Source organism: Neobacillus cucumis, from assembly GCF_016908975.1.
In the GTDB taxonomy this organism is placed as follows: Bacteria; Bacillota; Bacilli; order Bacillales; family Cytobacillaceae; genus Neobacillus; species Neobacillus cucumis.
In genome coordinates this window covers 1-16,454 of sequence record NZ_JAFBEX010000031.1, presented here as the reverse complement: position 1 = coordinate 16,454, position 16,454 = coordinate 1, and the positions used below count along the sequence as shown (strand labels likewise).

The 16,454-nt window shown below is 36.4% G+C and carries 20 protein-coding genes; 7 read left to right on the top strand and 13 right to left on the bottom strand.

Annotated elements, in window-relative coordinates; all coding sequences use genetic code 11:
- Positions 1-373 precede the first annotated feature (373 nt).
- Positions 374-931, bottom strand: coding sequence for an NADPH-dependent FMN reductase (locus JOC76_RS26135; RefSeq protein ID WP_205181745.1), 558 nt, complete (start codon positions 929-931; stop codon positions 374-376).
- A gap of 323 nt (positions 932-1,254) precedes the next feature.
- Entirely contained in the window at positions 1,255-1,809 is a 555-nt protein-coding gene (locus JOC76_RS26130) for a DUF3231 family protein (RefSeq protein ID WP_205181744.1), read from the bottom strand.
- A gap of 387 nt (positions 1,810-2,196) precedes the next feature.
- Between JOC76_RS26130 and JOC76_RS26125 the strand changes: the two genes are divergently transcribed.
- Complete coding sequence (locus tag JOC76_RS26125) at positions 2,197-3,378, top strand: chromate transporter (RefSeq protein WP_205181743.1); 1,182 nt, start codon at positions 2,197-2,199, stop codon at positions 3,376-3,378.
- 235 nt (positions 3,379-3,613) lie between these two features.
- Here the strand turns inward: JOC76_RS26125 and JOC76_RS26120 are convergent, their stop codons facing one another.
- Entirely contained in the window at positions 3,614-4,195 is a 582-nt protein-coding gene (locus JOC76_RS26120; RefSeq protein WP_205181742.1) for a hypothetical protein, read from the bottom strand.
- A 390-nt stretch (positions 4,196-4,585) separates the two neighbouring features.
- On the opposite strand from JOC76_RS26120, the gene JOC76_RS26115 reads away from it, so the two are divergent.
- Positions 4,586-5,497 carry an alpha/beta hydrolase gene (locus tag JOC76_RS26115; protein ID WP_205181741.1) on the top strand — a complete coding sequence of 304 codons (912 nt, stop codon included), beginning with the start codon at positions 4,586-4,588 and terminating at the stop codon, positions 5,495-5,497.
- Between the two features lie 76 nt (positions 5,498-5,573).
- Here the strand turns inward: JOC76_RS26115 and JOC76_RS26110 are convergent, their stop codons facing one another.
- A complete protein-coding gene (locus tag JOC76_RS26110; protein ID WP_205181740.1) occupies positions 5,574-5,981 on the bottom strand; it encodes a hypothetical protein in 408 nt (135 codons plus the stop codon).
- Between the two features lie 283 nt (positions 5,982-6,264).
- Here JOC76_RS26110 and JOC76_RS26105 point away from each other — a divergent pair, with 283 nt between their 5' ends.
- A complete protein-coding gene (locus JOC76_RS26105; protein WP_205181739.1) occupies positions 6,265-6,906 on the top strand; it encodes a YczE/YyaS/YitT family protein in 642 nt (213 codons plus the stop codon).
- Positions 6,907-7,208: 302 nt separating this feature from the next.
- The gene (locus JOC76_RS26100) at positions 7,209-7,829 is read left to right on the top strand and encodes an NAD(P)-dependent oxidoreductase (RefSeq protein ID WP_205181738.1); all 621 of its coding nucleotides are present in this window, start codon (positions 7,209-7,211) and stop codon (positions 7,827-7,829) included.
- Between the two features lie 202 nt (positions 7,830-8,031).
- Here JOC76_RS26100 and JOC76_RS26095 read toward each other — a convergent pair whose 3' ends face one another.
- Positions 8,032-8,763, bottom strand: a complete 732-nt coding sequence (locus JOC76_RS26095) for a cysteine hydrolase family protein (protein ID WP_372442012.1) — start codon at positions 8,761-8,763, stop codon at positions 8,032-8,034.
- 76 nt (positions 8,764-8,839) lie between these two features.
- Between JOC76_RS26095 and JOC76_RS26090 the strand changes: the two genes are divergently transcribed.
- Complete coding sequence (locus tag JOC76_RS26090; RefSeq protein ID WP_205181737.1) at positions 8,840-8,992, top strand: hypothetical protein; 153 nt, start codon at positions 8,840-8,842, stop codon at positions 8,990-8,992.
- A 144-nt stretch (positions 8,993-9,136) separates the two neighbouring features.
- Here JOC76_RS26090 and JOC76_RS26085 read toward each other — a convergent pair whose 3' ends face one another.
- The 5 genes from JOC76_RS26085 to JOC76_RS26065 all read right to left on the bottom strand — a co-directional run bounded on the left by JOC76_RS26085 (position 9,137) and on the right by JOC76_RS26065 (position 12,278).
- Positions 9,137-9,517: a VOC family protein gene (locus JOC76_RS26085; protein WP_205181736.1), complete on the bottom strand. Its 381-nt coding sequence runs from the start codon at positions 9,515-9,517 to the stop codon at positions 9,137-9,139.
- A gap of 86 nt (positions 9,518-9,603) precedes the next feature.
- On the bottom strand, positions 9,604-10,119 hold the full coding sequence (locus JOC76_RS26080; protein WP_205181735.1) for an SRPBCC domain-containing protein: 516 nt from the start codon (positions 10,117-10,119) through the stop codon (positions 9,604-9,606).
- A 29-nt stretch (positions 10,120-10,148) separates the two neighbouring features.
- Complete coding sequence (locus tag JOC76_RS26075) at positions 10,149-10,493, bottom strand: ArsR/SmtB family transcription factor (protein ID WP_205181734.1); 345 nt, start codon at positions 10,491-10,493, stop codon at positions 10,149-10,151.
- 372 nt (positions 10,494-10,865) lie between these two features.
- Positions 10,866-11,330, bottom strand: a complete 465-nt coding sequence (locus tag JOC76_RS26070) for a MarR family winged helix-turn-helix transcriptional regulator (protein ID WP_205181733.1) — start codon at positions 11,328-11,330, stop codon at positions 10,866-10,868.
- A gap of 462 nt (positions 11,331-11,792) precedes the next feature.
- The gene (locus JOC76_RS26065; protein WP_205181732.1) at positions 11,793-12,278 is read right to left on the bottom strand and encodes a DinB family protein; all 486 of its coding nucleotides are present in this window, start codon (positions 12,276-12,278) and stop codon (positions 11,793-11,795) included.
- 290 nt (positions 12,279-12,568) lie between these two features.
- Here JOC76_RS26065 and dapF point away from each other — a divergent pair, with 290 nt between their 5' ends.
- The gene (dapF, locus tag JOC76_RS26060) at positions 12,569-13,435 is read left to right on the top strand and encodes a diaminopimelate epimerase (RefSeq protein WP_205181731.1); all 867 of its coding nucleotides are present in this window, start codon (positions 12,569-12,571) and stop codon (positions 13,433-13,435) included.
- A 92-nt stretch (positions 13,436-13,527) separates the two neighbouring features.
- On the opposite strand, the gene JOC76_RS26055 is transcribed toward dapF, so the two are convergent.
- Both JOC76_RS26055 and JOC76_RS26050 read right to left on the bottom strand, forming a co-directional pair.
- Entirely contained in the window at positions 13,528-14,013 is a 486-nt protein-coding gene (locus tag JOC76_RS26055) for a hypothetical protein (protein ID WP_205181730.1), read from the bottom strand.
- Positions 14,014-14,207: 194 nt separating this feature from the next.
- Positions 14,208-14,663: a C40 family peptidase gene (locus tag JOC76_RS26050; RefSeq protein ID WP_205181729.1), complete on the bottom strand. Its 456-nt coding sequence runs from the start codon at positions 14,661-14,663 to the stop codon at positions 14,208-14,210.
- 723 nt (positions 14,664-15,386) lie between these two features.
- On the opposite strand from JOC76_RS26050, the gene JOC76_RS26045 reads away from it, so the two are divergent.
- Positions 15,387-15,944 (top strand): CBO0543 family protein, encoded by a 558-nt coding sequence (locus tag JOC76_RS26045; protein WP_205181728.1) that lies wholly within the window; start codon positions 15,387-15,389, stop codon positions 15,942-15,944.
- An 88-nt stretch (positions 15,945-16,032) separates the two neighbouring features.
- On the opposite strand, the gene JOC76_RS26040 is transcribed toward JOC76_RS26045, so the two are convergent.
- On the bottom strand, positions 16,033-16,454 hold a 422-nt coding region (locus JOC76_RS26040), incomplete at its 5' end, for a spore germination protein (RefSeq protein ID WP_205181727.1).

Genomic DNA, 16,454 nt, shown 5'->3' with positions numbered 1-16,454 from the left:
TTGTATTCTTTTAGTAAATTAAATTAGAATATGATGAGAAAAAGATTAAAAAAAAATGAAAATATTAATCTATTAAATGTTATTGAAAAAAATAGACGGGCTTCCCATTGGAACAGCCCGTTTTCAAGTATAATCTTTAATTAATGATACTCACCGATGATTTACTTTTATATTACTAATCTTAATAACCGAGCACTTCCATCTTCTAAATATAAGATCCTTTTCGTACCAACATTACCCAAGCCTTTCGTCAAAATATAGATAGTCTGTATAGATTCTAATCCCTGGAGAAGTGGAGCCCTTTCGTGCAATAAGAAAACGCTACTCATAATGGCAGTAGAATGCTTGCCTTTTCCGCCCATTAATCAAAGGCTCATTGTACATTTTTGATTTCTTGAAATAAGGCCTTCAACAGATTTTGAATGTTAAGTCTCAAATCTGAATCCATTATTTCTTTGTTACTATCTAATTTTTTGTTAATAAAAGGAACAGTCAAGGTCCCTCCTTCAACCAACGATGCACTCATCATCGAGAGTGTCCCCAGAAGAGACTCGTGGGCTATTGCACCTCCATCTGGGTGTGGAGAGGCACTAATAACTGCTACTGGTTTATTAACGAATTCCCCCGATGATACCACCCAATCAAGTGCGTTCTTCAATGCCCCTGGAATTCCTCGGGCATATTCTGGTGTGCATATTAGTACACCATTCGCTTCCTTTAGGAGTCTACGCCAATTGGCAACAGCAGTATCGGGGACATCTAAATCTAAATCTGGATTAAAATGTGGAAGTTGTCCCATTTCACTGTAAGTAACGACAGTCCCTTGTGATGAAATCATTGAAATAACAGCACGTAATAATGCTGAATTCAAAGATTTCCCCCTTAAACTGCCTGATATAGCCAAAATATTAATAGGATTCACATTTTTCATTTCAACCACCTCTTGGAAAAAGTTTAATAGTAATGCGTTTAAATATAAGTATCGGAATATTCTACATTGAGCTTCCAAATTCCTTCTTTAGCTAACCTCTACAGGTTTACCATTAAGTTGATTAATAAAGATCCTATTTTCATCCCCATACTTCTTTTTATTTACTCTTTCTTGAAGAAAACTAAAAAATCCTTTTTTATCATTTTGATGTTTAACTTAACTCCGTGGTAGTTAAACAAAAAAAGCGGTACCTTATTAAGGGCCGCTAGCATGTGTTTAAATAAAATTTTCCCTATGTTTTTCACAAATGACACTATTTACTCCTAACCCAATTGATGCTTAGAGCCAGGCGGAAGATAAAATGGTGGTACCTTAATCCATCCTCGTTTGCGCATTAAATGTTTTAATTTAGTTGCGAAAGCTAATTTTTCTGATTGAAATTGAATAAACAATAAGCCAACATCTGTTCGAATCGATTCAGAAGCAGCACCAGCAGCACGCATAATTAAACTTGCGATTTTTAAAGATAAGTCGTTTGCAATCACATCATCCGTTAATTTAACACCTGGGGGAATACTGCTTGGGGTTGATTTTGGCATATCTTCAGGGGCTGGAGGTAATATAATTCCTTCTTTTATCATGAAATTATGGAGTTGCTCCCTTTGACTGGTTCCAAGTTTCATATCTTCTTCAAGCATTGCTTTTAGTTCATCATCCGTCGTGGTGTTTATAGCTGTTTGAACAGAGACTTTCGCTAATTCGAGTCCTGACAAATAAAGCCAACAAGCCATTACTTCACCGACATGAAGAGGCTGGTCTTCGTCTTGATCTGTAAATGACTTTAATGCATCAATAGCTGATTCCCATAAATTTACCATACAGTTTCCTCCTTAAATCGTAGTGATCTCTTAATATTTTTCGTATAAAAATACTTTTTATTCAAGAACATCGGAACAAAGGTCAGATGAATTTCATGTCTTTAGTTACAATTAGAAGGTATGATTAAGTTCGTATTACAAATTAGCTGAACTTCTGTATTGTCCGACAATCTTCGTTTTTTTTACAAGTTGCTAGATTTAAAAGTTACAACATGTGTACTGGTATACTGTTTCTCCTGTTACATACGATGAGAAAGAAGGTTTAGTGAAATTGGTTTGTAGACGGGGAAAGTGAGAAACCACCACATTGCTTGAGCGTTAGTTTTTGATGCAGGAAGTCAAATGAACTCTTCAAAGAGTTTAAAAATTATGAGAGGGGAATATTAGTTGAGTCGCATTTTTGAGGTTTTAAAGGTTTCGACCCGTTTAGGACTCACATCATTTGGGGGTCCAATTGCTCACTTAGGATATTTTCATGAGGAATATGTGAAGCGCCGGAAATGGCTAGATGAAAAAAATTATGCTGATTTAGTCGCACTTTGTCAATTCCTACCTGGACCAGCAAGTAGTCAAGTCGGCATTGCCATTGGTATCGGGCGAGCTGGATTGATTGGTGGTCTAATGGCATGGCTTGGATTTACGCTTCCTTCTGCTATTGCACTCATGATTTTTGCTTGGGTACTTCAAGGTCTAAATATCCAACATGCTGGTTGGTTACACGGATTAATGATTGTAGCGGTGGCTGTTGTAGCTCAAGCGGTCTGGGGGATGGCAAGTAAACTTGCTACAGGGAAAATGCGAGGTACAATTGCAATAATTTCAGCTGCCGTCATCCTTTTATTTCCCACATCAATTGTTCAAGTGTTAATAATTATTGTTTCAGGATTCATTGGATGGAAATTCTTCAAAGGAAATACAACACAGGAAATCGAACCAATGCATATACCAATCAGCAGAAAAACAGGCATTACCTTTCTTGCGCTATTCTTTGTCTTGCTGATTGTTCTGCCTCTCTTAAGGCTTGGTATTCATAGTCAGGGACTCGCAATGTTTGATAGTTTCTATCGTGCAGGAGCATTGGTTTTTGGAGGCGGTCATGTAGTTCTGCCGTTGTTACAACAAGATGTGGTACCAACAGGATGGTTGACAAATGCCCAATTCCTAGCTGGATATGGTGCTGCACAAGCGGTGCCAGGTCCTTTGTTCACCTTTTCTTCATACATTGGCTTTGTATCGAAGCCGTACCCTAACGGAATAATTGGAAGTATACTTGCACTGATTGCGATTTTCTCACCTGCATTTCTTCTTGTTGCAGGTGCACTCCCATTCTGGAATATCCTTCGTTCTCGTCCAGGATTCCAATCAGCCCTTTCTGGGATTAATGCATCTGTTGTCGGGATATTGATTGCTGCTTTGTACAATCCTGTTTGGACAAGTGCCATTAAAACGCCTTATGATTTTTGCCTCGCAATTATTGCTTTTGCCTTACTGATGATTTGGAAGCTACCACCTTGGATTGTTGTAATTATATCGGCACTTGGTGGAATCTTTATAGCCGTTCTTACCTAGGAAGATAATACAGATGATGGATTTGTTTTTTAAAATAAATCCACACTACCTTTCAATGCCTATAAAAAATTGAACCACGGGTAAAACCTCCGTGGTTTTTTATCATTTTAATGAATTACCATCTTGAGCTAAGCGGCCCACTCGAATTCTTCACCTCATCTTCTAAAATACCCCGCAATTGCTGGAAAACTCTCAAATTTCCTTCCTCGATCTATAAGGACGTATTCGTTAAACCTTATTTCCGATAAGATTGAGAAAAGACGTTATTTAAAACTTTAAAAGCTGAGATACTTAATTTCTTCCAAATCCTGCAATACAATAATGAAAAGGCAAATGTCCCCAACATAACCAAACTACTAAAATCAGATGATACCGATGGTCCCAAGACAGGAAATTTAAATACATATAATAATATACAAATGCCTAGTGTTAAACATAAAGCAGCAAATGGAATTATTAATATACTTCTCTTTAAATAATTAAAACCACCACCTAAACTGAGGCCTAATAATCCTGTGGTAAAGATGAACACCAATAGCTCACTTGGCTGGAGCATGGCCAATAAAAATATGGTTATCAAATAAGTCATCACACCTATTCTAAGTGACACTAGGGTAGCGAGTACAAGAGGACCCGTGCTCATCATGCTTATCATATAACCAATTCCAGTGAAAATCCCCGCAGATTGAAAGATAACGGTTAATGAACCTAATAGCGCACCAACTACAAGGCGCTTTGTCTTAGAATAACTATCCATAGTTGGGATGAACTCTTCCCCCCAAAAACAAGATTTCACTTTTTTGAAAAATGACAACATTTTACACCCCCTTAATAGGTAAATGCAGTAGGAAATAAGATTATGCTTAATGTTTAGAGTTACTGTCTTTGAAACCTTTTTTACAATATACTTTTTCGTTTGGAAAATTACATGCAGCCAATGAGTGGAACGGAGATAGAAATATCCATAATGTCTTAGGTACATAAATCGTCAAAAGGATTCTTCACCCGATTTGTCTTTAAGATGCTCGTTTCCCTTCTTATTGCGATCATCTTCGTTGAGATCGGAGTTGCCCTTTAAGCTAAACATTAACCTCTCCTCTATTCCAAGTACAGTCACAAAAATGGGACTATAGTTTTTTTTCCGTTTTTATGTTCATCGGCATACCATATAGTACCGATTTTCATAAATGGAAAGGAGGAGTGGATCTTGAGTAAGAAGAAAAAAGGCAAATCATTTTGGTGCCCCTTATTGGCAGCGCCCGCTTTATTTTTTCTCGCCCCTGTTTCCATCGGCTTGTATCTGACTCATCCCTTCCCGGCAAAAACCACGAAAACACCCATGGAATACGGACTTGAGTTCGAAGATATAGAATTTTTCAGCCGAAAAGATCAATTAAAGCTGTCTGGATGGTGGATTCCAGCAGCGACAAAGCAAAGCCAGAAAACGGTTATCACTGCACACGGTTACATGAATGAACGTGCTATGGAAGGGATTGAAGGACTACAACTCGCCAAAGCTCTTTCGGAACATGGCTATAATGTCCTGATGTTTGACTTTCGTAATACAGGCAAGTCAAAAGGAAGAACCACAGGGATTGGATATTTTGAGAGACACGATTTGTATTCAGCCATCGATTATGCCCTTCGAGAAAAAAATCAAGAAAAAATTGCTCTCCTTGGTTGGAGTATGGGGGCTGCAGCGTCACTTATTGCTGGATGCGAACATCCTTCTGTAACCGCTATCATCGCCGATAGTCCCTTTAGTGAATTAGGACCTTTTTTAAAAGAAAATCTGTCTTATTGGACCAAACTACCCAAGAAACCTTTTACTTCAATTATTTATCATTCTATGAGATTACTCCTCAAAATCGACCCCGCTGAAGTGTCACCCATCAATCACGTAAAAAATACGAAAGGAAAGTCGTTTTTCCTCATCCATAGTAAAACAGATGAAGCCATCCCTTATACTGAAAGTGAAAAAATCGTTCAATCGATTTCATCGGATAACCATAGAGAATTGTGGTTAACGAACGATGGTCCACACGTTAATTCGTATCTTTTGAATAAACAAGAGTATGCACAACGTGTACTCCAATTTCTAGAGCAGCACTTAACTTAATGACCATACCAACGCAAAAAGGGCGATGACACACTCTTGACTGTCATCGCCCTTTTTTATGCTTATCTTCATCCCACTATATACAATTCGCGTCTACTACCTGTCCAGATACCGCCAAAAGTTCATTTATGCTAACCCATCCACCAATATTTTGAGATTGGTCCACACCTTCGATTGTAAAAGTTAGATTAATATGGTTGGGAAGTGACAAAGTGGAATTTTTGCCAGTGCAACTCTGTGCTTTTTGTAGTGAATCTACCCTCACACCTTCACACAAAATCGTATACCTTTGCATCGGAACAGAAATTAATATTCCCTTTAAAGGATTATAGGTCCTTATTAAACCTTCAACAGTTGTTCCATCTCTGAAAGTTAATCTGATCCATCGCTTTTGCTGATAACAAGCAAGAATTTTTTGAAATAGTCCTTGTCTGTAGTCATAGAAATATGGATAGAAAGGCTGGTAAGGATAATTTGGATACAATGCAGCCTCCCCCTTTCTTTAAACTAAATCTTTTCATGTATATGAGGAAAAAAAGGGTTAGTGCTTGTCATTAACCCTTTTAGTTAATTGATGAAATTAGACAGGAGTTTATTCGTTGTCATCTAAATTATTTCGCTTATCCTACTTTTGCCACTGGATTTCCTTTGGCTTAGGAAAATAAATATGTTGAAAGCCACTCTATGAAAAGACTATTATTTCCTTGTTAGGCAATAAATCACAGCAACACCATGGAAGCGAGGAGACCCTCTTGCATTTATTTGAAATGAGAAAAATTGGGATAATGTTGATAGGAAATTTTATTATAGGAATTGCCGTTTCTCTATTACGTTTAAGTAATTTTGGGACGGACCCTTGTAGCACGATGAATTTAGGGGTAAGTGATTTATTACACCTATCTTTCGGTGTCTATACCTTAATCTTTAATTTATTCTTACTTATTATTGTATTTATTTTTGTTCGACATACAATTGGAGTCGGGACGATTGTTAACATGGTGGGAATCGGCTTTTTTTCGGATTTCTTTGTAAGTAGCTATATTGAGCAATTCAGCGCTTCTCCCTTGTTCATGACCAGAAGTATCTTCCTTCTCATTGCCATCATCTTGATTGGAATCGGAGTTGCCCTTTATATGGCTACCGACTTGGGCATTGCGCCGTACGATGCCATGGCAATAGTCATTCAAAAATTATCGCATAACAAAATAGGATTTGCGCCCGCCCGAATTATGACAGATGTTGTATGTGTAGCAATTGGTTTTTCTTTCGGGGCCACCGTGGGAGTTGCCACCTTCATCATTGCCTTTTGTACCGGTCCACTTGTCCAATACTGCCGGAAACATCTTGCGGAACCATTATTACGAAATAAATCGGCGGTTTTACCCATGTCATTTGATCTTACTGAGTAATTGCTAGTAGCTCTATTTTTAAATAGAGTTATTTTTTTTATAAAATTATTGAATTATTCACCAGTATTTAAACGAAAAAATGCAGGATTATTTAGGTCATGAAAAAAGTGAAACCACTCTAATATATGTCAGGAAAGTGGAAGCATAAGGCAGCAATTATATACGATATATTATTAGAAAAAAATTAAGCAATGCATTTCGAATGCGTTGCTTTAAATCACTCTTGCCTCCGTTATTTGAACATGACAATAAAATAATTTTCATAGTAAAATATTAGTATTTACAAAAGGAGCTCCATTCTTATGAATATTTTAGTTTTAGGTGCAACTGGACGAGTTGGAAATCAAATAGTTACTTATGCCCTTCATGAGCGACATCATGTTACTGTATTAGCTCGCACTCCAGAGAAGATTCAAAAAAATAATGAAAATTTAACCATTTTTCCAGGAAATGTTTTAAACAAAAATGATATCGTAGATGTCATGCATGGGATTGATGTAGTTATTAGTGCACTTAATACTGATGGCACAACCACCCTATCAGAAAGTATGCCACTTATTATCGGAGCTATGGAAAACGAAGGTATAAAACGAATAATAACTGTAGGAACAGCTGGTATTCTACAAAGTAAAACCACGCCAAATTTATTGCGTTATCAATCCAGCGATTCCAAGCGGAAGTCAACCCGTGCAGCAAAAGAACATCATAAAGTTTACGATATGCTCAAACAATCAACCCTCGAATGGACGATTGTCTGTCCCACCTACTTGCCGGATGGAGAAAAGGTTGGCAACTATCGAATAGAGCGAAATTATTTGCCGGAGGGTGGAGCTGAAATATCCGTAGCGGATACAGCTGAATTTACTTTTAAACAGATAAACGCAAGCGATTATATAAAATCGCGTGTAGGTATCGCCTACTAATATTTTTCTTATACTACTTTCATATTGGATTAACTCGTTTATTCAAAAGGAAAAATGGGACGCGGCAATAATCCCCACTCTTTTGAAGGTTAGCAATAAAACAGTGACAGGCTAGAACTTTAATTCTCATCTTAGGCTACCACTGTTTTTATTGTTGGGGCTTGTCTAAATAAGCATGGTCGTTTTTTTGTTCATCAACTGTTTAGGTCATAAGCTGGGGAGATTGGGTAGCGTGCATCTGCCAAAAGGAAATAACCTCTTCCGTATCTGCCACCATTCCAAAATAGGTATCCACGGTTTTTAAAGTCATATCATGTTCTTCCTGCGAAAAAGCCGCGCAGGCATCTTTCATGAGCACGATTCGATAATCCAGCATAAACCCGTCTCTAGCGGTTGATTCCACACAAAGATTCGTGCTAACGCCTGTTAGAATCAAGGTTTCGATCTTAAGAGTTCGCAATATGGATTCTAGCCTAGTATGAACGAACCCGCTGTAACGATGCTTCTTCACGATGATGTCATCCGACTGAGGTGCAATCTTGAAAAATTCCGCTCCCCAGCTCCCTGTCTTGCAGATTGGGTTCACACCATCCGGGAAGCGAGAAAGCCAAACCTCGGAATCAGTCGCCTTTTCATGATTCGTTTGCAGAAAAATGATTGGAACAGAGTGCTCTCTTGCCGCATCCAACAAGCTGAGCAAGCTCGGCATCATTCCTTTGACCGCGCTGACGTCGCTTCCGCTTTTGGCAATTGCTCCATCGGGATGGCAATAATCATTTTGCACATCCACGACGATAATGGCCGCGTTTTTTCGTTCCAAGTTCTTTTTTAATTTTTCCAACCTTTTTACCCCCTTTACCATGCTTATTATTCCAATCCAAACCTTCAATATTACAACATGCACATTAGGTCTTTTCACCCCGTTAAGGTGCATGACCAATCGCTCCCCAAAAGATCTAATCTGTCAATAAGCTGTTAAACCAGAAAATGTTTGAATCGATAAAAACTTTGTGAAGAAATGTACTGATATCACGCAGGGAGGTTCCTTCCCACTAATAGGAAAAACGAAGGAATTTGTGGCTCGTGAATGGTTTAGGAAAATAAAAATAAAAATGCCATTTGGTGCAAAGCTCGAGATGGTGAACGTGGACAGACACTTATAGTCTAGAGGATGCCCCCAGCAATCACCTTCTTCAACATAAAATACCGTTACTTTAAGTGAAAATCTTCACAAGCGGTTTCTTAAATTAATAACCAAAAAGGCGATGCCTTTAATCATGCATCGCACTCGTAAATTGAAAATTAATTCACTTTTTTTCCATTACTGCAAAGTAATTATTTTCACTATCTGCAAAATTAAATACTCTACCTGAAGGCATATTTACAATTTCTCCGACTGTAACATTTTTGTTTGATAAGTCACTATATAATTTATCAAAGTTTTTTGAGAAGAACATTAAAGAAGGTGTTCCAAGATTTAATTCTGGTGACATTTTCGCAATAAATTCCTTATTATGGAGAATAATGCTTGTTTCTGCTTCTTTAGTTGGAGCAATTTCAATCCATCTGAAACCTTGACCATTGTCTTCCTCTGAAATTACACTAAACCCTACTTTTTCTGTCCAAAAATCCTTTGCTTCATCTTGGTTATTAACGTACAACATGATTTGACCAACTTGACTAATCATTGATTCTTAGACTCCCTTATATAAAAGTAATTACAATTCTTAATTCTCATAATCCAACTGACGCTTTAAACAGCGTTACAGTAACCCTACTTCAGCGACTCCACATACTCGTTCAAACGGTCCCAAGTTTCGGTGATACCCTGCAGCATGCCCATGTCCATGACGTTCTTAAGGGACTCTGCGGACACATATTCAGCACGGTTTATCAACTTCGTCTTTCCATCCTGGTCGATGAATTCCAATGTGATCTCGGTGGACGGCATGGAGTCATTTATATTGCCTTCGGCATCGGAAAAGTAATCAGTGTAGACTATCTTCTCCGGCTCGATAATCTCCTTATAAACCCCTTTGCCCCAGGATTCCATTCCAAAAAATTGATCCGAGGTCTGATCAACGCACTTCATACAGTAATGCCAAACACCTCCCGGACGGAAATCAACTGTGCAGACCGGAATCTCCCAGCCCCTTGGTCCCCACCAGCGTTTTAGATGCTCCGGCTCTTTAAACATCTTGAATACGAGATCGCGTGGAGCACCGAAAATGCGCTCCAATACCAGTACCCGCCCGTTCTCTACTCTCGATACCATTGCGTTGTTTGACATCGTAATTCCTCCTTGAATATGAAATGATTTTATAATTTTTCCTTGTTCTGCAATTCCGTCAAATAATCATCTAGATTGTCGAATCTTTCTTGCATCACGCGTTGGAAGGACTGTATCCAAGAATCCAGCTCTTGGAAGGGTTCTGGACGGAGCCTGTATATGCGGCGGTTAGCTTCAGCCTGCACTTCCACAATCCCGTTGTCACTTAGCACTTTTAGATGCTTCGAAGTTTGGGGCTGTCTCAACCCTAGTTGGTCGGCAATTTCCCCTACGGTCAGGGGACCGTCTCGCAAGAGTTCGACGATATTCATACGATTTGTTTCAGACAAAGCGCTCAGCGTCGTCATGTTCACGCCAGGAATCTTCCCTGACATATTGCTCACCTCGTCAAGTGATGGTCTTCGGTAAAATCACATCTACATCATCACTAGTCTTATCGTCCTTTTGATTTAATTATACCCAAACAGGAATATTCCCGTCAAGGAATATTCAAAACCTAAAGTGATACCAGGTCAGTGTTTTTAATAACCATATTTCTCAATAGTTATTTTGTTTAAGTACGTTTCTTCACAAATTAAATCTATTCCTATTTTAAATACCCTTAATTAACATTCAATAAATTGATTAATTTGATTCTTAATGAATGTACTTAGTTAAAAAGAAAGACCTACTCAAAATGAAGTGCCACCCGTCAAGTAGACAAAACTCTTATACAACATATTTACCAGTCTAATAGTACGACTGTTTTAATAACCACTTTTGATTAGATGATTTAACAATTCTTTATGTATACGAAGTAAAGATTGAATATCTTCATCAGGCATTTGTTCTAATGCGTATAACATAGCTTTATAAGAAATGGAATTCTTACTTGATTTCTTCGACACTTCTTCCCCTTTTATTGTTAACTTCAGCTTTACTTCTCTTCGGTCTTCTTCGGAAAATTCCCTTTCAACTAAACCCATTTTAACCATTTTATCAACACCAACACTTATGGTACTTTTTGATGAGATAAGCCTTTCTGCCAACTCTTGTTGCGTTAATTCAGGAAAAGCGAATAAAGTATTTAGGATTGATAACTGCTGTAATGTCAGCCCAAAACTCTCTGCATTCTTTTTCGTAAGTTTTGCTGTTGTCTTGTTAATAGCCCAAAGTGATTGATAAAATTCCTGTACTTGTTTAACTTTCGGTTTATTGAAATTTAAGTCCATTTAAGACACTCCCTTAATAAAATAGTTCAAAAATAAACTGTTCAATTACTTTAGAAAATGACTAAAATAAACTATTTGCTGTACAATTAGCCTGCTATTTATTAAGGTACCAACCCTTTTTACCTTTAATTCTATTTAAATGAACTAAAGGGCATAAAATTACCATTTTTTTCAACATCCAATGTATAATAACATTTAGAAAAATAAAGAAAGAGACCGCCTAAGCAATCCCCTTACCGAAAAACTCCATTTACGTCAGAATTGGAAAAAGGAGAATGATGAAAAAAAATGTATTTCCTATAGTGATAGTGCTTCTTGGTGTATTCATCGGTGCAGTTGGCTATTTTTTCTTCATACATGTATTCATCTCAAATCTAATGTAAATTCCCTCAGAGACTGTCTGAGGTTTTTTTATATCCTAGAACTCAATTATCCATTTGTATAAATTAATACCTTGATGAATCATTTTTTCGAATGAGAGGAAAGACCTCGTCCGATAAGGTTTGCAGAAACAGGCTTTCTTCCCAATTCTCTTGCCCAAATCGACAATTGTCCTATATGGTGAATTTCGTGAGCAATGGCATGTCGTATAACTTCACCCCAAGTATCCGTTACAATTCTTCCATCTGGCATGGTATCGTAAAATAATTGATTTTCCATACTAGCATCCCAGTTGTTCACAAAATTCTCCACTTCTAAATGAAATTCTGCGTCCAATTTTCGAACCTTGTTCAAGCTTTTATAATTATCGAAACTCTCCTGAAAGTCAGTTTTACCCTGTAAGAGACGGATCCAGCTCCACTCGACATCAACAATATGGAAAAGTGTATGTAATATACTTCCCATTCCACCCGTTCGGTTTTGCAAAAGCTCATTTTCACTTAACTTTTCACACCAATGATACCATTCTTCTCTTACCAACCAGTTATATCTAAAAAGTGTTTGCAATAAAGCCCCTCCGATATAAGAAAATAAATTAACCGTTAACATATACTTAAGGAATATTAATAAACCTTATTTAGTATAACTATTTCAACAAACATAGTATAAATTCCTTGGTGGTAGGTTTATGAAATTTTTTCCATCTTCTTTGTTAGAGAAAACCGACTGATAGTTGAAGAAACACATGGCCGTTAAAAAAATTAATTTATTAGTTCTTTTTTTATAATTTCATAAAAGGAAACTATATAATAGGAATTACAATTTTTTTAAAACTTAAGAAAATCAAGGAGACAAAAATGAACGAAAACTATTTTGTAAAAACGCATGCAATAGGGAATGAGTATATAGTTTTTAATGAGGAAAAGATAAATTTTAAATTAACAGAAAAGGCAATTCAAAGAATATGTAATGTTAACTTTGGAATAGGTTCTGATGGGATTTTACTAAAAGTTCCTTCAAATAAAGCAGATTTTGGATTAAGAATTTTTAATCCAGATGGTTCTGAGGCAGAGAAAAGTGGTAACGGCTTAAGAATATTTTGTAAGTATATTTATGATTATGGTTTTACCCATAACCAAGAGTTTTCTGTTGAAACAAAAGGTGGAATCGTAAAAGCAAAAATGATTGAGACGTCAAATGGAAAAGCAAAACTAATTTCAGTTGATATGGGAAAAGCAAATTTTCATTCGAAAGAAATTCCAACCAGATTCACTACAACTGAAGTAATAGGAGAAAAACTGAATATTCAAGATAAAGAATATGAAATTAATTGTGTTTCTATCGGAAATCCTCATTGTGTTATTTTAAAAAATGAGCTAAACATTGATGAAATAAAGCAATACGGTCATCTTATAGAAACGAACCATTACTTTCCAAATAGAATAAATGTACAATTTGCAAAAGTTTTATCAAGAAGTGAAGCTGAAATATTAATATGGGAAAGAGGTGCTGGTTTTACATTAGCATCAGGGAGCTCATCATGTGCAGTAGCCTCTGTTTTAAGGAAAAGAAATTTAGTTGACAATAAAGTTAAAATTAAGATGCCTGGCGGAGAATTATTCATAGAAATAGATGATAATTGGAATGTGAAAATGACTGGAGAAGTTAGGCAAATTGCGGAAGGAACTTTAAGTGATGAACTTATTGAAGATTTAAATACATAATGCTAAAACCTAGCCTAAAAAGCTAGGTTTTTATGTATATCATATTGAACTTTACTGTCCCTTTAGCTTAATAAGAACACCCGTTAAACCATTCATATGCTCCCCTTGTTTTTTTCTTCAGCTTTAAGTAGAATGACCTTTTTAATCACATTACCGACTACTATACCTGGAATAACACAAATCATTGGCAGCCAAACAGGGCCTAATAGTACGCCAAATAATTTTAAATCAGTGGAATACATGCAACCAACCGTAACAAAATAAGCTGAAAAAACAAAGGGAAGAAAAGAAAACCGTTCTTTCCCCCCTCCTCCATCTTTCCATGCATCCCACATAGCAAAAAAATATAAACATGGATAGAACATCAGCCATTGATAATTAGTAAGTAAAATTGCTTCTTCTATTTTTCCTTGAAAACTTAACATAATAACTTTATTGAAATTTCCTTTAGAATTGATGAGAAACTCTAAAAAAACAAATAACAAGCCTTTTAATATTTTTCCATTAAGAAATTGACCGAATCCTGGAAGAGCAATACTCCACAATAACTTCTCAAATGGAGTATGAGAATTATCCATTAATTAACTCCTCTCGAAATTTGCTAAGTTGTAATTTATTTGCATCAAATATAATATAACCCTTTATATATTTTTTACAAATTTTAGGAGAATGAGTCTATATATTTTTCAACAAAAAACGACAAATATCATCGCTCAATCGGATTATGTTTATTTTCGTTAATAATAAAAAAGACCATCGTCTCCGATGATCTTTATACTCGTTTCGCTCCAATATATCTAGCATGCCAATATGGGTTGCTAGTGTAGGTGATAATAACCCCTTTTGAAGAGGATGCCATGATCATTTTCCCGTATCCGATATAGATAGCAACATGGGTTGGGGCACTTACTTTGGACGGTCCATAGAACAGTAAATCACCAATCTGCAAATTAGATGGTCGATATCCGTTTCCATAATACATTTGGGCAGCCGTACGATAGAGTGTTCTTCCCGCTTTGCCGTAAGAATACTTCACAAGACCTGAACAATCAAATCCGCTTGGCGACATACCGCCCCATTTATATGGAACTCCGATATTAGCTTTCGCAACCGCAATGGCTGCTGTGTGATAATTATAAGTTGCTGCTTCCGCTTTTTCACCCTTGGCGGCGAACAAAGAGCCACAAGAAGCTAAGATGGTTAAAGCTACGATGAATTTCTTTAGCATGATTGTTTCCTCCTAGTGTGATTTGATAGATTCACTATACTAGAAAGGTATAACAGACTCATCACAGGAATATGTTAATTATATTACAAAGTAATTCTAATATAATTTTAAACCATTATATTATTATTCTTTAACATGTTCAGCGTCGTTTTCATTTTTCTATTTACCTGCCATGTTTGTGAACAAGAAAACAAGGACCACCATATCAATCTCGTCTTTAAAAACGCACCCGTAAGCTTAAGTACGATATTTCACATACGGGATAATTTTTTCTGTTTTATCAAAAACTAATTCAAAAAAGGCGGGCTAACATGAATTCAGATTCTTATGTGATGCTCATAATATGGATCGTTTTACCTTTTATTCTTTGGAAAGTTACCCCTCGAAATCGACTACGTGAAGCACTTGCTACCCTATTGTTTTTTCAGATGTTAACGTGGGTGTTTAGCATTTTTCTTACTTATTTTGGCTTATATGACCCTCCATTTAGGCTTTTCAAGAATGCTACTAAAATTAATTAGACTATGGAATATTTAGTTTTTCCTTTCTTTTCCGTATTGTTTCAACTAAAATACCCAAAAAATGCACACTTTTTTAAACGTTTGTCACATTATCTGTTTTGGGTAGGTATGATTTTATTGGCTATGATCTTGTTAGGTAAAATCAGTAACATTGTAAATAGTAATATGGAAAGCCTTATAAGGAGTTTTTTTAATTTTATTATTGAATTATGGTTATGCCGTCAGTATATCTTGTGGTTTATGGACCATCCCGATTTTGAAAGGTTGGAACAAAATGAAGGTTGACCAGTTGATTATCTATATCTTATATTCGTGTACTTTTATTTCTTTAGCATTTATACCCAAGGAAAAATTAAGGGATGCCAGTATCATATTTTTATTTCAACAGGCTGTAACATGGTTTGCTGGGATCCTTGCTGTTGGATTAAACTTAGTAGAGTATCCTGTTCGGGAACTCGCCAAAGTGAATGGAACCAGCTTTTTATATGAGTTCTTTTTATTTCCCGTCGTCACTATCTTTTTTTGTATCTATTACCCACGAGCAAGTAAAAGGTGGAAAAAAATTATATATTTAAGTGCATTTAGCACAGGACTCACCGTGCCTGAAGTTATTATTGTTCATTTTACGAATCTCATTAAATACTTAAGATGGGAGTGGTATTATACTTGGACTTCCGTTTATGTTACCTTATTTTTGGCATGGGTATTTTATAAATGGTACTTTAAGTTAAATAGCCGGAAAAAAGTCTTGTTTCACTAAATGTGTATTTACCTATAAACTTGAATACTTCTCTAGAAACTAGTTCAGAAAAAATGCATTACCAAAGTAATGCACTCGTTACAATTATTTACTTTCTTTTATTTCCCTTGTGATAATAGGTGTGCTTACTGTTAATAAGTGTGCTTAAATCTCCTCTAAAGATTACGTCTTTCATTTCACGCAAACTAAGTGGAATGAAGGGAGATAAATATGGAACACCTATAGACTTAAGCGATGCCATGTACGCTATTAATAGAAGGAAACCGATGAGGATTCCTGTAACTCCTAAAAAATTGCCAATAAACACAAAGACAATACGCAGTAAATTTAAAGCTCCCCATAAGCCACCGCTCGCAATATGCATACTAGTTAAAAAGTTTACACCGACCACTATCATTGTAAATGGGTGAATGATTGTTTTTGACACCCATAAATTACCGATAGTTGAAGGTATTGCCTGTCCGGAAGTGGACGAGTATAATGTCCACGTATAAATCCGGAGAAAGGAAA

Coding starts and splice junctions, on each gene's coding strand:
- JOC76_RS26050 (WP_205181729.1), bottom strand. CDS start 14,663: ATGCTAAAGAAATTCATCGTAGCTTTAACCATCTTAGCTTCTTGTGGC.
- JOC76_RS26120 (WP_205181742.1), bottom strand. CDS start 4,195: ATGTTGTCATTTTTCAAAAAAGTGAAATCTTGTTTTTGGGGGGAAGAG.
- JOC76_RS26055 (WP_205181730.1), bottom strand. CDS start 14,013: ATGGATAATTCTCATACTCCATTTGAGAAGTTATTGTGGAGTATTGCT.
- JOC76_RS26095 (WP_372442012.1), bottom strand. CDS start 8,763: ATGCACCTTAACGGGGTGAAAAGACCTAATGTGCATGTTGTAATATTG.
- JOC76_RS26075 (WP_205181734.1), bottom strand. CDS start 10,493: ATGTCAGGGAAGATTCCTGGCGTGAACATGACGACGCTGAGCGCTTTG.
- JOC76_RS26070 (WP_205181733.1), bottom strand. CDS start 11,330: ATGGACTTAAATTTCAATAAACCGAAAGTTAAACAAGTACAGGAATTT.
- JOC76_RS26135 (WP_205181745.1), bottom strand. CDS start 931: ATGAAAAATGTGAATCCTATTAATATTTTGGCTATATCAGGCAGTTTA.
- dapF (WP_205181731.1), top strand. CDS start 12,569: ATGAACGAAAACTATTTTGTAAAAACGCATGCAATAGGGAATGAGTAT.
- JOC76_RS26100 (WP_205181738.1), top strand. CDS start 7,209: ATGAATATTTTAGTTTTAGGTGCAACTGGACGAGTTGGAAATCAAATA.
- JOC76_RS26080 (WP_205181735.1), bottom strand. CDS start 10,119: ATGTCAAACAACGCAATGGTATCGAGAGTAGAGAACGGGCGGGTACTG.
- JOC76_RS26130 (WP_205181744.1), bottom strand. CDS start 1,809: ATGGTAAATTTATGGGAATCAGCTATTGATGCATTAAAGTCATTTACA.
- JOC76_RS26105 (WP_205181739.1), top strand. CDS start 6,265: ATGAGAAAAATTGGGATAATGTTGATAGGAAATTTTATTATAGGAATT.
- JOC76_RS26085 (WP_205181736.1), bottom strand. CDS start 9,517: ATGATTAGTCAAGTTGGTCAAATCATGTTGTACGTTAATAACCAAGAT.